Annotated in this window: 14 protein-coding genes; 8 read left to right on the top strand and 6 right to left on the bottom strand. The window is 71.8% G+C overall.

Going from position 1 to position 14,179, the window contains the following annotated elements; translation table 11 throughout:
* Nucleotides 1-52 precede the first annotated feature (52 nt).
* From IE317_RS31935 to IE317_RS31925, 3 genes are all read right to left on the bottom strand, one after another.
* Nucleotides 53-823, bottom strand: a complete 771-nt coding sequence (locus tag IE317_RS31935) for a mechanosensitive ion channel family protein (protein WP_191315081.1) — start codon at nt 821-823, stop codon at nt 53-55.
* A gap of 210 nt (nt 824-1,033) precedes the next feature.
* Entirely contained in the window at nt 1,034-2,245 is a 1,212-nt protein-coding gene (locus IE317_RS31930; protein ID WP_229903026.1) for an ABC transporter permease, read from the bottom strand.
* Entirely contained in the window at nt 2,242-3,150 is a 909-nt protein-coding gene (locus tag IE317_RS31925; RefSeq protein WP_191315080.1) for an ABC transporter ATP-binding protein, read from the bottom strand. Before IE317_RS31925 ends, IE317_RS31930 begins: the two co-directional genes overlap by 4 nt.
* A gap of 118 nt (nt 3,151-3,268) precedes the next feature.
* Between IE317_RS31925 and IE317_RS31920 the strand changes: the two genes are divergently transcribed.
* From IE317_RS31920 to IE317_RS31895, 6 genes are all read left to right on the top strand, one after another.
* A complete protein-coding gene (locus IE317_RS31920; protein ID WP_191315079.1) occupies nt 3,269-4,483 on the top strand; it encodes a PucR family transcriptional regulator in 1,215 nt (404 codons plus the stop codon).
* 85 nt (nt 4,484-4,568) lie between these two features.
* A complete protein-coding gene (locus tag IE317_RS31915; protein WP_191315078.1) occupies nt 4,569-5,024 on the top strand; it encodes a nitroreductase family deazaflavin-dependent oxidoreductase in 456 nt (151 codons plus the stop codon).
* Nucleotides 5,025-5,206: 182 nt separating this feature from the next.
* Nucleotides 5,207-6,130: an ACP S-malonyltransferase gene (locus tag IE317_RS31910; RefSeq protein WP_191315077.1), complete on the top strand. Its 924-nt coding sequence runs from the start codon at nt 5,207-5,209 to the stop codon at nt 6,128-6,130.
* The gene (locus tag IE317_RS31905) at nt 6,127-7,110 is read left to right on the top strand and encodes a beta-ketoacyl-ACP synthase III (protein ID WP_191315076.1); all 984 of its coding nucleotides are present in this window, start codon (nt 6,127-6,129) and stop codon (nt 7,108-7,110) included. The genes IE317_RS31910 and IE317_RS31905 overlap by 4 nt, the downstream gene beginning before the upstream one ends.
* A 74-nt stretch (nt 7,111-7,184) precedes the next feature.
* Complete coding sequence (locus tag IE317_RS31900) at nt 7,185-7,430, top strand: acyl carrier protein (RefSeq protein WP_004559006.1); 246 nt, start codon at nt 7,185-7,187, stop codon at nt 7,428-7,430.
* Nucleotides 7,431-7,458: 28 nt separating this feature from the next.
* The gene (locus tag IE317_RS31895) at nt 7,459-8,709 is read left to right on the top strand and encodes a beta-ketoacyl-[acyl-carrier-protein] synthase family protein (RefSeq protein ID WP_191315075.1); all 1,251 of its coding nucleotides are present in this window, start codon (nt 7,459-7,461) and stop codon (nt 8,707-8,709) included.
* Nucleotides 8,710-8,761: 52 nt separating this feature from the next.
* Here the strand turns inward: IE317_RS31895 and IE317_RS31890 are convergent, their stop codons facing one another.
* Entirely contained in the window at nt 8,762-9,358 is a 597-nt protein-coding gene (locus IE317_RS31890) for a hypothetical protein (protein ID WP_191315074.1), read from the bottom strand.
* Between the two features lie 32 nt (nt 9,359-9,390).
* Nucleotides 9,391-9,894: a DUF3145 domain-containing protein gene (locus tag IE317_RS31885; protein ID WP_191315073.1), complete on the bottom strand. Its 504-nt coding sequence runs from the start codon at nt 9,892-9,894 to the stop codon at nt 9,391-9,393.
* 269 nt (nt 9,895-10,163) lie between these two features.
* Between IE317_RS31885 and IE317_RS31880 the strand changes: the two genes are divergently transcribed.
* A complete protein-coding gene (locus tag IE317_RS31880) occupies nt 10,164-12,128 on the top strand; it encodes a hypothetical protein (RefSeq protein WP_191315072.1) in 1,965 nt (654 codons plus the stop codon).
* A 3-nt stretch (nt 12,129-12,131) separates the two neighbouring features.
* Here the strand turns inward: IE317_RS31880 and IE317_RS31875 are convergent, their stop codons facing one another.
* Nucleotides 12,132-13,520 carry a dihydrolipoyl dehydrogenase family protein gene (locus IE317_RS31875; RefSeq protein WP_191315071.1) on the bottom strand — a complete coding sequence of 463 codons (1,389 nt, stop codon included), beginning with the start codon at nt 13,518-13,520 and terminating at the stop codon, nt 12,132-12,134.
* A 142-nt stretch (nt 13,521-13,662) separates the two neighbouring features.
* Between IE317_RS31875 and IE317_RS31870 the strand changes: the two genes are divergently transcribed.
* Nucleotides 13,663-14,085, top strand: a complete 423-nt coding sequence (locus IE317_RS31870; protein WP_229903024.1) for an Lsr2 dimerization domain-containing protein — start codon at nt 13,663-13,665, stop codon at nt 14,083-14,085.
* The last annotated feature ends 94 nt before the right edge of the window (nt 14,086-14,179 follow it).

Here is a 14,179-nt window from a genome sequence, read left to right as displayed (position 1 = left end):
AGTGGGCGCCGGCGGAGGCGACGTCGATCGGGCCCGCGCCGCTCCTCGGGCCTCAGCCCTGCGGGCGCGGGGTGCCGACCGGCGAGGTCGGCGTGCTGTCGACCGTCGCGCGCGGGGCGGCCGGGCCGGTGCCCATCTCGCCCGTGCGCTGGGCCGGGGTCTCCAGCTGGTGCTCCATGCTCGCCATCCAGCCGCGCCAGCGGTCCTGGGCCGGCTTGATCAGGCCGCCGCCGAAGCCGACGACGATCACGCCGCCGATCGTCGCCAGCACCGCGATCAGGATCGGGCCGGTGATCGCCGTCGCGACGTTCACCTGGCCGAGCGCCGCGATGATGCCGAACGCCATGATCAGCCAGTAGGCCGCCAGCGACAGCGGGCGCGCCGCGCCGCGGCCGGACAGCGTGGACGCGACGACGTCCCGCACCACCTTCGCGATCGCCGCGGCCACCACGACGAGCACCAGTGCCACCACGATCCGCGGCAGGAACGCGATGATGTCGTTGAGCAGCTGGCTCACCGGGTTGGTCGGCCCGAACACGCCGAACGCCAGCTGCAGCGCGATCAGCAAAATGAAGTAATACACCAATTTGACGAGGATCCCGGTCGCGTCGAACTTCTGCTGGCCGATCTTTCCGCTCAGCCCGGTCCGCTCGACCAGTTTCCCGAATCCGGCTTTCCCGAGCACGAGCGCCAGCCCTTTCGAGACGGCTTTCGCGATCAACCAGCCGATCAGCAGGATGATCAGGAATCCCACGAGTTTCGGGACGAACGTGGCCACCATGGCCCACGCCTGCCCGAGCCCGTCCTTGAGTTGCTCGCCCATACCGACTCCCTCCACGGATTTGCACCGGATCGTCGATCAAGTACCCAGGGGCGGCAACTCGTGCGCTCCACGATCGAGTGAGACGACTGGCGCGCGAAGATCACTCGTGGCCATACTGGTTCTACCGGTGGGGACCGGGGAGACGAGGCCGTCCGGCGCAGCGTAAACCGCAAGCGCCGGGCGGCCTCGAGCATTACACCGACGATTGCCTCAGGCGGCGCGCAGGGCGTCCCGGAGCTTCACTTTCGCGCCGGTCCGCATGACCGCGTTCCGGTAGATCCGCGCGGCGAACCAGATCAGCCCCGGAATCAGCAGCACCACGAGCCCCACCGACACCACGGCTTCCCAAACGGGCACTCCGCCCATCGCCAGCCGCATCGGCATCAACGTCGGCGAGAACACCGGAATCACCGAAAGCACTTCGACGAACGTGTTGCCCGGATCCGACGGCAGCACGGAAATGCCGATCACGTATCCGGCGATCACGAACATCAGCGCCGGCGTCGTCGCGCCGCCGACGTCTTCCTGGCGCGAAACCAGCGCCCCGAGCGCGGCGAACACGATCGAGTACATCAAGAACCCGAGCAGGTACCACACGATCAGCCAGGCGACCGTGCCCACGGCGGCCGAGACCGAGATCGTCAGCACGTCCGTGGCCAGCCCGGTCACCACCCCGCCGATGCCGATCACGACCATCTGGATCAGCCCGACCAGGCCGATGCCGAGCACCTTGCCCGCCATCAGCTGCCACGGCTTGATCGTCGACAGCAGCAGCTCGACCACCCGCGAGGTCTTCTCCTCGACGACGCCCTGCGCGACGGTCTGGCCGTTCAGCAGCAGCGACATGTAGATCAGGATGCCCGCGATGATGCCCAGCACGAGCTGCTGGCCGTTGTAGTCGTAGGGCTGCTCCAGCGGCGGGTCCTCGACGAACTTCGCCGAGGCGATCGCGGCCTGGAACCGGGCGGGGTCCCCGCCCAGCGCGGCGACCTGCTGGTTGACCGCCACCTGCTGGGCCAGCACCTGCAGGATGTTCGCGAGCTTGCCGTCGAGGTCCTTCTTCACCTGGACGTGCAGGCTCCGGCCGTCCCCGGTGAGCAGCGCGTCGAGCGAGCCGTCGGCCAGTTTCGCCCGCCCGGCGGCTTCGTCGGAAACCTGCGTGGTCTCGATGTTCTGGTCGAGGGTCTTCCCCGTCGCCGTCAGCGGCGCCGAGAAGCCGGCGGTGGCGGCGGTGAAACCGACCTTCGCGTCGGCGCCCCCACCGGCGAACAGCTTGACCGCCAGGATGCCGACCACGATCAGCAGCAGCGTGACCGCGGTGCTGATGCGGTAGGCCTTCGACTTCACGCGGGTGCTGATCTCGCGGGAGGCAACCAGGCCCACCGCGGCCGCCGGGCTCATCCGGACGTCGGGGGTGCTCATGCGGGGACCTCCTCGGTCGAGACGACGGACCGGAACAGTTCGGTCAGCGACGGTTGCTCACGGGCGAACTCGCGGACCGGCCCGGTGGCCAGCGCCGCCTTGAGCACGGCCTGGTCGTCGGCGTCCTCGCCCAGTTCGAGCTCGGTCACCGAGCCCGTCCGGCCGAGCACTTTCACCCCGGGCAGGCCGTCGGCCCACCCGGCTTCGGCCTCGGGGACGTCGACCCGCAGCCGCACCGCACCGCCGGCCCGCAGCTCGCCGACCGTGCCGACGGCCACCATCTGTCCACTGCGGACGATCCCGACCCGGTCGCAGAGCCGTTCCACCAGATCGAGCTGGTGGCTGGAGAACACGACCGGCACACCCTCGGCCGCCTTTTCCTTGAGCACCTGGCTCATCACGTCGACCGCGACCGGGTCGAGGCCGGAGAACGGCTCGTCGAGCACCAGGATCCGCGGCTCGTGCACCAGCGCCGCGGCCAGCTGCACGCGCTGCTGGTTGCCCAGCGACAGCTTCTGCACCTCGTCGTCGCGGCGGCCGGCGACCCCCAGCCGCTCGGTCCACCGCTGCGCCGACGCCTGCGCGTTGGCGGCGGCCATGCCGTGCAGCCGCGCGAGGTACGTCAGCTGCTCGGCCACCTTCATCTTCGGGTAGAGGCCGCGTTCTTCGGGCATGTAGCCGATGTGGCGGCGCGTTTCGTGCGTCACCGGCGCGCCGTCGTAGCGGACTTCGCCGGCGTCGGCGGACAGCACGCCGAGCGCGATCCGCATGGTCGTGGTCTTGCCGGCGCCGTTGCTGCCGACGAACCCGAACAGTTCCCCCGGCCGGACGTCGAACTTCATTTCCCGCAGGGCGACCACGTCGCCGTAGCGTTTGGATATCCCGTCTATTTCCAAACCGGTCATTCCGGTTCCCCCGTTCTCGCGTGGCCCCGATCCTAGGCAGTGCGTACACGCACCGCCTACCCTCGCGCGTTGCCGCGAGGGGCTACCAAAGTTGCGGGCACGTAGGATCGCGGGCGCCATGGATGGAACCACCACCCCGCGCCGGGTGCCGAAGCACCACGGACTGTCCGCGAAGACGCTCCGGCGGCTGGAGCACGCGTCCGGCAGCCTGGCGAGCGCGAGCATCGCGGTGATGGAGCGGCGGCTGCCGTGGTTCGCCCGGCTGCCCGCCGACCAGCGCGCGAGCGTCCTGCTGATCACCCAGGCCGGGGCCGCCGGTTTCGTTTCCTGGCTGCGGGACTCCAAAGAGGCCCTCAAGCTCACAACCGAGGCGTTCCGCGACGCGCCGGCCGAGCTGTCGCGGTGGATCAGCCTGCGCCAGGCGGTCGGCATGGTGCGGCTGGCCATCGAGGTGTTCGAGGAGCAGCTGCCCGAGTTCGCGGCGACCGAGGCGGAACGCGCCGCGCTGATCGAGGGAATCCTGCGCTACGGCCGGGAAATCGCGTTCGCGGCGGCCAATTCCTACGCCGCCGCGGCGGAGGCGCGCGGCGCCTGGGACGCCCGGCTGGAGGCGCTGGTCGTCGACGGCATCGTCCGCGGCGACGCCGAGGAGTCGGTGCTTTCGCGGGCCACGGCGCTGGGCTGGGAGCCCTCGGCCGCCGCCACGGTCCTCGTCGGCAACCCGCCGTCGGAGGACCCGCCGACGGTGGTGTTCGAGGTCCGCAGCCGCGCGGCCCGCGTCGGGCGTCCGGTGCTGCTGTCGGTGCAGGGTTCGCGGCTGGTCGTCGTGGTCGGCGGCCCGACCGACGGCGGGGTGAAGGAGCGGGAGATCCTGACCCGGATGTCGGTGGCGTTCGCCGAGGGCCCGGTGGTCGCCGGCCCGACGGTGCCGACGCTGGCGGAGGCCCACCACAGCGCGACGGAGGCGTTGTCGGGGCTGCGCGCGGTGGTCGGCTGGCCGGGCGCGCCCCGCCCGGTGCGCTCCGGCGACCTGCTGCCCGAGCGTGCGCTGTCGGGCGACGCGGAGGCCGAGCGCCTGCTGGTGGACACGATCGCCCGCCCGTTGGAAGAGGCCGGGCCGACGCTGCAGCGCACGGTGGAGGCGTACCTGGAGAGCGGCGGCGTGCTGGAGACGTGCGCGAAGACGCTGTTCGTCCACCCGAACACGGTCCGGTACCGCCTGCGCAAGGCGGCGGACCTGACCGGCTGCCAGGCGACCGACCCGCGGGACGCGCTGGTGCTGCGGATCGCCTTGACCGTGGGACGGCTCGCGAGGGCCCGCGGCCTCTGGTGATCGCCGGACGTCGAAAGCCGGGCGCCGGCTTCGTCTCGAAGACAAGAGCGGTCGCGGAGGCCGTTCCGGACCGGAAGGACACACCATGGCCGTCGCCGACGACCTCGACCGCGCCACCGACTCCACCGACCCGGAGTGGACGTGGGTGGCCGAGCAGACCCGCGCCTACCTGGACTCCGGCGGCACCGTGGGCCACGAGTCGAACGGCGTGCGCACGCTCATCCTCGCCACCACCGGCCGCCGGACCGGCCTGCCCCGGCGCACCTGCTTGATCTACGGCACCGCGGGGGACGAGTTCGTGGTCGTCGCGTCCAAGGGCGGCGCCGACGACGACCCCGCGTGGTTCAAGAACCTCCTGGCCGAACCGAGCGTCGGCGTCCAGGTCGGCACCCGCCGGTTCACCGCCCGCGCCCGGGTCGCGTCGCCGGACGAGCGCGGCCCCCTCTGGGCGGAGATGGCGGCGATCTTCCCCCTCTACGACGAGTACGCGCGGAAGACCGATCGCGCGATCCCCGTCGTCGTGCTCACCCCGCAGGAGTGAGCGTTCCCGAGACGGGCGTCACGTGATGGACTTAACAGCGAAAGGTGATTGAACCCGACAAGGCATCCGGGTTACGCGCGAGCTTCCACGCCGCATCTTTGGAGGGTTCCGACAAAGACGCCGCACAGACACTGTGAACGTCGGCATCCCGGGAAACCCCGTTCGCCGTGTTGTCTTGAAGGGTGACAGCAGCAGTCCTCGCTCCCGGTCAGGGGTCCCAGGCCCCCGGTATGTTCACGCCCTGGCTCGACCTCGACGGCGCGCGCGAGCGCGTCGCGCAGTGGTCCGAGCGCGCGGAGCTCGACCTGCTCCGCCTCGGCACCGAGGCGGAGGCCGACGAGATCCAGGACACCGCGATCGCCCAGCCGCTGATCGTCGCGCTGTCGCTGCTCACCTTCGAGCACCTCCAGGCCACCGCCCCGGTGCCCGCGGACGCGCCGGTCGCCGGCCACTCCGTCGGCGAGCTCGCGGCCGCCGCGATCGCCGGGGTACTGCAGCCGGAAGACGCCGTTGCGCTCGCCGCCGTCCGCGGCGCCGAGATGGCGAAGGCGTGCGCGCTGGAACCGACGTCGATGGCCGCGGTCATGCTCGGGGACCCCGAGCAGGTCGTCGCGTGGCTCGAAGGACAGGGCCTGACCGCGGCGAACCGCAACGGCGCGGGGCAGATCGTCGCCTCCGGTGCCGCCGACACGATCGAGAAGATCGTCGCCGAGCCCCTCGAAGGCACGAAGATCCGCGCCCTCAAGGTCGCCGGCGCGTTCCACACGCACTACATGGCGCCCGCCGAGAAGGCCATGCGCGCCCACGCCGCCGGGCTGACCCCGGCCGACCCGGTCCGCCCGCTGCTGTCCAACGCGGACGGTACCGTCGTCACCAGCGGGGCCGAGTACCTGTCGCGGCTGGTTTCCCAGGTCACCCGCCCGGTCCGCTGGGACCTGACGATGGACGGCCTGGTCTCGCTCGGCGTCACCCGCACGATCGAACTCGCGCCCGCGGGCACCCTGACCGGCCTGGTCAAGCGGCAGCTCAAGGGCGTCGTCACCACTACCACCGCGCTGAAGACGCCGGCCGAGCTGGCCGCGCTGCGCCAGGAGGACGCCTCGTGACCGACCGACCGGCCCTGAGCCTCAACATCGGCTCCCGCGGCAGCCGCGTGCTGGGTATCGGCAGCGCGCAGCCGGAGAAGATCGTCACCAACGACGACCTCTCGAAGATCATGGACACCAGCGACGAGTGGATCCAGGCACGCGTCGGCATCGTCGAGCGGCGCTTCGCCGAGAAGGACGAGTCGCTGACCGACTTCGCCGTCGCCGCCGGCAAGGCCGCGCTCGAGGACGCCGGCGTCGACCCGTCCGAAGTGGACACGGTGATCCTGCCGAACTGCACGATGCCGACGCTCATCCCGAACGCCGCCGCGCAGGTGGCGGCCCGGATCGGGATCCCCAGCCCCGGTGCGTTCGACCTCAACGCCGCGTGCGCCGGGTTCTGCTACGGCCTCGGTGTCGCCTCGGACCTGATCCGGGCCGGCTCGGCGAAGAAGGTCCTGGTCATCGGCGCGGAGAAGCTCACCGACTCCGTCGACCCGGTCGACCGGGCCAACGCGATCATCTTCGCCGACGGCGCGGGTGCCGCGGTGGTCGGCGCGTCCGACGAGCCGGAGATCGGCCCGGTCTCGTGGGGCAGCGCGGGCGACCTGGTCGACCTGATCTACATGCGCGACCAGAAGTACATCTACCAGGAGGGCCAGTCGGTCTTCCGGTGGGCGACCACCCAGATCGCGCCGATCGCGCTGCGCGCGCTCGAGGTCGCCGGGCTGAAGCCGTCCGATGTGGACGTGCTGATCCCCCACCAGGCCAACCTGCGCATCGTCGAGGCGATCGCCAAGAAGCTGCGGGCCAACGGCGCCCGCGACGACATGGTCGTCGCCGACGACATCAGGTACTCCGGCAACACCTCGTCGGCGTCCATCCCCCTCGCGCTGGACCACATGCGCAAGGCCGGGACGGCCAAGCCCGGCGACGTGGTGCTGGCGGTCGGGTTCGGCGCGGGCCTGTCCTACGCCGGGCAGGCGTTCATCTGCCCCTGACCACCGTTACGCTCCCCGCGGGCATTCGCCCGAGGGAAACAGACCCCCAGTAAGACCGAGAAGGGAACACCCCCATGGCTGACAACGCTGAGATCCTCGCCGGCCTCGCCGAGATCGTCGAAGAGGTCGCCGGTGTGGCTCAGGACGACGTCACCGCCGAGAAGTCGTTCGTGGACGACCTGGACATCGACTCGCTGTCGATGGTCGAGATCGCCGTGCAGGCCGAGGACAAGTTCGGCGTCAAGATCCCGGACGACGAGCTCGCCAACCTCAAGACCGTGGGCGACGCGGTGAACTACGTGTCGGCCAACTCGAAGTAAGTCCTCTTCCCTCCTTGAGGAGACTCCCATGAGCAACATCGACGTCGTGATCACCGGTCTCGGCGCCACCACACCGCTCGGCGGGGACGTCACGTCCACCTGGGACGGTCTGCTGGCCGGGGCGAGCGGGGTTCGCGCGATCGAGGCCGACTGGGTCGAGGAGCTGCAGCTGCCCGTCAAGATCGGCGGCCAGCTGGCCGTCGATCCCTCGGAGGTCCTCCCGCGGGTGCAGGCCCGCCGGATGGACCGCTGCGAGCAGGTCGCGCTGATCGCCGCCCGGCAGGCGTGGGCCGACGCCGGGTACACCGAGCCGACCGACGAGCACACCGACGTCGACCCCGACCGCCTCGGCGTGTCGATCGGCACCGGCGTCGGCGGCCCGGTCACCCTGCTCACCCAGAACGACCTGTTGCACCAGCAGGGTCTCCGCAAGGTGTCGCCGCTGACCGTGCCGATGCTGATGCCGAACGGCCCGGCCGCGCACGTCGGCATCGACCTCAAGGCGCGGGCCGGGGTGCACTCCCCGGCCTCGGCCTGTGCCTCGGGTGCCGAGGGCATCGCCAGCGGCGTGGAGATGATCCGTTCCGGACGCGCCGACGTCGTGATCGCCGGGGGTGCCGAAGCGTGCATCCACCCGATCACGCTGGCCGGGTTCGCCCAGGCCCGCACGGTCTCCACGCGCAACGACGACCCGGCGAGCGCGTCGCGGCCGTTCGACGCCAACCGCGACGGCTTCGTCCTCGGCGAGGGCGCCGGCGTGGTCATCCTGGAGCGCGCGGACCTGGCGAAGGCCCGCGGAGCGCGCGTCTACGCGACGATCGCCGGCCACGGCATCACCTCGGACGCCTACCACATCACGGGCAACCACCCCGAGGGCATCGGCCAGATCGCCGCGATGCGCGCGGCGATGAAGATGGCCGGCGTCACCGCGGCGGACGTCGGGCACGTGAACGCGCACGCCACGTCCACTGTGGTCGGTGACATCGGCGAGGCGGCGGCGATCCGCAACGCGATCGGCGAGCACGTGGTCGTGACGGCGCCGAAGGCTTCGCTCGGCCACCTCGTCGGCGGAGCGGGCGCGGTCGAGGGGATCATCACGATCCTCTCGCTCTACCACGGCCTGGTGCCGGCCACCCGGAACCTGACCGACCTGGACCCGCGGGTGCAGCTCGACGTCGTCGCGGGCGAACCCCGCAAGGTCGAGCTGACCGCGGCGATCAGCAACTCGTTCGGGTTCGGCGGCCACAACACGGCGCTGCTGTTCACCCCGGCGGCCTGAACGTCCCGGAACTGAAGAAGGGCCCGGCTTCGGCCGGGCCCTTCTTCGCGTTTCAGCACTTTTCGTGTTCGGGCGGTGGCCCGCCGTCGACGGCGGCGACCTTCAGGGTCCCCTCCTCGACCACCAGCGGCATGACGAGCCGCCACTTGATGCACGGCTCGCGGAAGAACGGCGGGGCGTCCTCGATGTCCTGCCGGCTGGTGAACCCGACCAGGACCCGCAGCGAGTTCCCGGACGAGCGCTCGATCCGGTAGACGAGGGCATCGCTGTCCTTTGTGCTCCGAACGCCCTTTTTCCAGTCGCCCTGCGACTGGCCGGCGGCCCGCTCGTCGGTGACCACGGCGGTCCACTGCGGGTACTGCTTGGTGTTGATGGCCTCGAAGTACTTCTTCAGCACCTTGCGGACGGCGTCGGCCTGCGGGTGCGCCCGCGCGTCGTCGGTCATCCGGACGTCGTCGTCCACCGCGGCCGGCGCGCCGCTGCTGGACGGCGCCGTCGTCGGCACCGCGCTGGAGGCATCGTCGGCCGGCTGGTCGGGCCGGCGGTAGATTTCGCGCGCGAGCAGGCCGCCGCCGACGGTCACGGACAGCACCACGACCACGACGGGCACCAGCCAGCGCTGGCGAGAGCTGGGGGCGGGGGTGGTCACGCCGGAGAGCGTACCGGCCCCCGTCCCGGGGCTCAGCCGACCTGGTGCAGCCAGGTCACCGGCGCGCCGTCACCGGCGTGGCGGAAGGGCTCGAGCGCTTCGTCCCAGCTCGCGGCCAGGAGTTCGTCCAGCTTGTGCGCGAGGGACTCGCCCCCGCGGGTCATGCTGACGAGCGCGCGGAGCTGGTCCTCGCCCACCACGATATCGCCGTTGGCGCTGGTCCGGCCGTGCCAGAGGCCGAGGCCGGGCGCGAAGCAGAACCGTTCGCCGTCGACGCCCGCACTGGGCTCTTCGGTGACTTCGAACCGAATCATCGGCCACGCCTTGAGGGCGGACGCCAGTTTGGCGCCGGTGCCCGCGGGCGCGCGCCAGCCGCATTCGGCGCGAAGCTGACCCGGACTGGCCGGCTGCGCCGTCCACTTCAGGTCAACGCGGGCACCCAGGGTGCCCGAAATGGCCCACTCGACGTGCGGACACACCGCAGACGGCGACGAGTGGACGTACACCACACCTCGGGTGCTGCCACGGGTGCTCACTGCTACCTCCGCTTGCTCGACGAGGGACGTCTTCCCCTACGCCCTACTCCGAGCTGCAGCGCGGGCCTCAGCGCGGCTCCCGAATGCCGCCTCCGATGCGTTGTAGCACATTCTGCACCCCAACCGTGCCGTTTGGCCACATGAACACCACAAGTCACCCGCGGCACCACTTTCGGAGGGCAAGCGGCCGCGGCGCGCCCGTGTCGCGCGGATCATTGCGCTGCGCGCGCTAGCGTGTTGACCCGGACCGACGAGCAGGGAGGGAAGCGGTGCGACTGGTGCGCCTGGAGCGGCAGCAGTCCCGGGTGGCGGACGACATCCGGGCGGCACTGGCGTCCCTGGGCCGCGGCAGCACCGTGATCGGCGGGATCGCACTGGTGGGCGTGGGCGGGGTGGCCGAGCGCCCGATCGAGGCGGTGGTCCTGCTCCCCCACGGAGTGATCATCGTGATCGGAGTGGATCTCCCGGACCCGGCCCTCCGCCTGGAGGCGCCGTTGGGAGGCCCCTGGAAGGCGGACGGCTGGCCCCTGGTCGCCGACGACGATTCGGTGAACCCGGCCACGGAGGCCCTGGACGTTTCCCAGGCGTGCGAACGGCTGATCGCTTCCCTGGTCCCGGGGACGGCCCCGGTGGGCACGATCATCGCGGTGGGCCCATACGTGGAGACGGTCGACCAGCCGGCGGCCGACCTGGCGGGCCCGGTCCGCGTCCTGCACCCCACCCCGACGACGATGCTGGCGGCCACGGTGTCCTTGGCGACGGCCCACCGGCCCCGGTCGGTGGACCAGGTGCGGGCCCTGATCCGCGGGCTGGCGCCGTCGGCACCGGAGTTTTCGGACGAGGTCCTGCTGGGTGAGGGCTTCAGCAGGCTGACGGACGACTCGCCGCCGGAGTCCCTTTGGGACGATCCCGCGGAGGAGGTGCGGAGCGCGGCAGGTTCTGAGGCCGGTCCAGTCGCCGCGGGCACTCCGGCCACGGCGGGTCCGGTCGGCTGGCGGACCGAGACCCCGGTCGAAGCCCAGCCGGAGCCGCCTGCAGAGGGCAGTTCTCCGGCCGCCGAGGCCGAGCCCATCGTCGAGCCGGAGCTTCCCGCAGAGGCGGAAACCACTTCCCCGGCTGCCGAACGCACCGAAACTCTCCCCGCACCTGCCCAGCAGGAACCGGACAACCCCGCCGCACCGGCCTTTCCCGGCACCGAAACCACTCCCCCGCCCGCCGAAGCACTCCCATCCCCGGTCCAGCCGGAACCGGACCCCACCACGCGACCGGTCTTCCCCGGCACCGAGACCGCGGAGCCACCCCGGCCCCCGGATCCCACCCCCGCAGCGAAGCCGGACCCGGCCGAATCCGCCGCCGCCGAGGCCGAGGCCGAGGCCGAGGCCGAGGCCGAGGCCGAGGCCGAGCGGATCGAAACCGTCTCCGCCGAAGCCGGGCAAGCACCGGAAACTCCCGCGCCACTGGCCGAAGCCGAGCCGTCCAGCACTCTCCCGAGCGACGCCGAAGCCGAAACTAAGGCCGAACCGCAGCCGACCGGCTCCTACCCGAGCGAACCCGAGCCGCAAAGCTCCCCGCTCCCCGCAGCCGCCCCGCAACCCTTCCCCCGTCCGCGGCCGAAGCCCGAACCCACCTCAACCGCTCCGCGCACCGTCCGGTGGCTGCCTCTCGGTGCCATCGCCGTCCTCGTGCTCCTCGGCGTGGCCGCCATCGCGGTCGCCACCACCGGTGACGGCACCGCCGCCGCCCCCGCTCCGCCGCCGACGACGGCGACGGCCGTCAGCACTTCCAAGCCCACCCCCGCGCGCAGCCTCCAGTTCGCCCTGCGCGCCGCCGGCGGGGACCAGCGGTGTGCTTCCCACGCCTTCGGGGATGCCCAAGCCAGCCTGCAGCAGACCAGCTGCTCCGGCGTCAGCCGCGCCAGCTACGCCGCCACCGTCGACGGCCGCGCCGGGGCCGTCACCATCGGGGTCGTCGCCTTCCCCGATGCCGCTCAGGCCGCCGCCTTCAAGGCCGTGGCCGACACCCCCGGCGGCGGGGGCCTCCTCGACCTCGCCACCGAGACCAGCCAGTGGGGCGCCACGCCCGCCCCGCGCTTCGAGAACGCCGCCTACGCCAGCAAGCTCGACGGCTCCTCCGTCCGGCTCGTGCAGGCCGTCTGGGCGCCGGGACCGTCCACTCCGGACGATCCCGGCCTGGTCAGGGCCGCCCAGGCCGCCCTCGACCTGCCCGTTCAGTGACGTTCAGAGCCCGTACGCCTCCAGCAGCCGCAGCCACACCTCGCTGATCGTCGGGAACGACGGCACCGCGTGCCACAACCGGTCCAGGGGCACCTCGCCGACGATCGCGATCGTCGCCGAGTGCAGCAGCTCCGAGACGTCCTGGCCGACGAACGTCACACCCAGGAGCACGTTCCGCTCGGTGTCGACGACTATCCGGGCCTTGCCCGTGTAGCCGTCCGCGTGCAGCGACGAGCCCGCCACCGCGATGTCGATGTCGACGACCCGGTCGGATGACCCCGGCCGCGCGTCCGCCAGGCCGACCGCCGCCACCTCCGGGTCGGTGAACACCACCTGCGGCACCGCGTGGTGGTCGGCCGTGGCCGTGAAGCGGCTCCACGCCTCGGACGAGACCGGAGCACCCGTGGCCAGCGCCGCGACCGTGTCCCCCGCCGCGCGGGCGCCGTACTTGCCCTGGTGGGTGAGCGGCGCCCGGCCGGTGACGTCGCCGGCCGCGAACAGCCAGCCACCGTCCACTGCGGACACCCGGCCGGTGTCGTCGGTCTCCAGCGGGCGCCCGGGCTCGATGCCGAAGCGCTCGAGCCCGGCCGTCGCGGGACGGCGGCCGGTCGCCACCAGGAACTCGTCGACGACCAGCGCCGAACCGTCCTTCAGCGTCAGCTCGGTCCCGAACTGCCCGGCGGCCACCTGCGAAACACCCGAGTCCGTGTGCACGACGACGCCGGCTTCACGCAGCCCCGCCAGCACGAGGTCGCCCGCGAACGACGCGTTGCGCGGCAGCGGCCGCGGGCCGGTGATCACCAGGTGGACCTCCGACCCGAGCGACGCGAACGCCTGCGCCATCTCGACGCCGACCACGCCACCGCCGAGGACACCGAGCCGCGGCGGCACCGAAGACGCCGACGTCGCTTCCCGGGAACCCCACGGCCGGATCGTGTCGAGCCCGGGGATCGACGGCGTGCTCGGCACGCTGCCGGTGCAGACGATCACCGCGTGCCGCGCGGTCAGCACCCGGTCGCCGCCGACGGTCACCTCCTTCTCCCCGGTGATCTCGCCGTGCCCGCGGATCGGCTCGATGCCCGCGCCGCGCGCCCAGTCGACCTGTCCCGAGTCGTCACCCTTGCCGGTGAACCAGTCACGGCGCGCGAACACCGCCGCGGGGTCGATCCGGTCGCCGACCGGCACGCCGGGCACCCGCTTGGCGGCGGCGAGGAGATTTCCCGGCCGCAGCAACGCCTTGCTCGGGATGCAGGCCCAATAGGAGCACTCGCCGCCGAAGCGTTCGTGCTCGACGAGGGCGACCTTCAGGCCTCCGCGGGCCGCCCGTTCGGCGGCCACCTCCCCCACCGGACCCGCGCCGATCACCACTACGTCAAAAGTCTCTCCAGCCATGGCATCAGGTCACACCACCACGCGGGATCACGCAAGCCAGCGGCTATCCTCCGTCAGGAAGCTGCAAGTTTTCGGCGGCACCGCGTGCCGCCGGCCCGGTGCTCGCGAACACGTCACACGTTCGAAGCACGGGAGGTTTGTCGTGGCCAGGAACACGGCTGTGCAGGTGCTGGATGATCTGACCGGCGAGCCAGCGGCGGAGACCGTCGGCTTCGGCCTCGACGGCATCGATTACGACATCGACCTCTCCTTCGCCAACGCCGAGGCGTTGCGCGGGCTGCTGCAGCGGTACGCCGACGCCGGGCGCCGCACCGGCGGCCGCAGGAACCGGCCGCGGATCGTCCCCGGCGCGCAGAAGACCTCGCCCAAGAGAACCGCGCCCGCGAAGACCGCCCCGAAACCGGCCACCAAGGCCGCGCCCGCCAAGGCCGTCACGGCCAAAGCCACTACGGCGAAGGCCGAGCCCGCGAAGCCCACCCGCACCAGGAAGGCCGCGGAGCCGAAGACCACCACCCGGACGGCCGCCCGCAAGGTCCCGACCGTCACGTTCTCGGCGGCCGAGTAAGTCCACAGTAGACACGCTCTCCCCGGGGCGTGAGTGGTAAGGCGGGTTCTAACCCTCCTTACCACTCACGACCGGCCGCGGCAGAGGGCGGGGC

It is taken from the genome of Amycolatopsis bullii (assembly GCF_014654205.1).
Taxonomy (GTDB): domain Bacteria; phylum Actinomycetota; class Actinomycetes; order Mycobacteriales; family Pseudonocardiaceae; genus Amycolatopsis; species Amycolatopsis plumensis.
The sequence above is the reverse complement of the archived record's forward strand: the minus strand, read 5'-3'. Positions and strand labels throughout refer to the sequence as shown.

What these genes read in the sequence shown, in the direction of transcription:
- IE317_RS31935 (WP_191315081.1), bottom strand. Translation starts at nt 823, where the DNA reads ATGGGCGAGCAACTCAAGGACGGGCTCGGGCAGGCGTGGGCCATGGTG.
- IE317_RS31930 (WP_229903026.1), bottom strand. Translation starts at nt 2,245, where the DNA reads ATGAGCACCCCCGACGTCCGGATGAGCCCGGCGGCCGCGGTGGGCCTG.
- IE317_RS31925 (WP_191315080.1), bottom strand. Translation starts at nt 3,150, where the DNA reads ATGACCGGTTTGGAAATAGACGGGATATCCAAACGCTACGGCGACGTG.
- IE317_RS31920 (WP_191315079.1), top strand. Translation starts at nt 3,269, where the DNA reads ATGGATGGAACCACCACCCCGCGCCGGGTGCCGAAGCACCACGGACTG.
- IE317_RS31915 (WP_191315078.1), top strand. Translation starts at nt 4,569, where the DNA reads ATGGCCGTCGCCGACGACCTCGACCGCGCCACCGACTCCACCGACCCG.
- IE317_RS31900 (WP_004559006.1), top strand. Translation starts at nt 7,185, where the DNA reads ATGGCTGACAACGCTGAGATCCTCGCCGGCCTCGCCGAGATCGTCGAA.
- IE317_RS31895 (WP_191315075.1), top strand. Translation starts at nt 7,459, where the DNA reads ATGAGCAACATCGACGTCGTGATCACCGGTCTCGGCGCCACCACACCG.
- IE317_RS31875 (WP_191315071.1), bottom strand. Translation starts at nt 13,520, where the DNA reads ATGGCTGGAGAGACTTTTGACGTAGTGGTGATCGGCGCGGGTCCGGTG.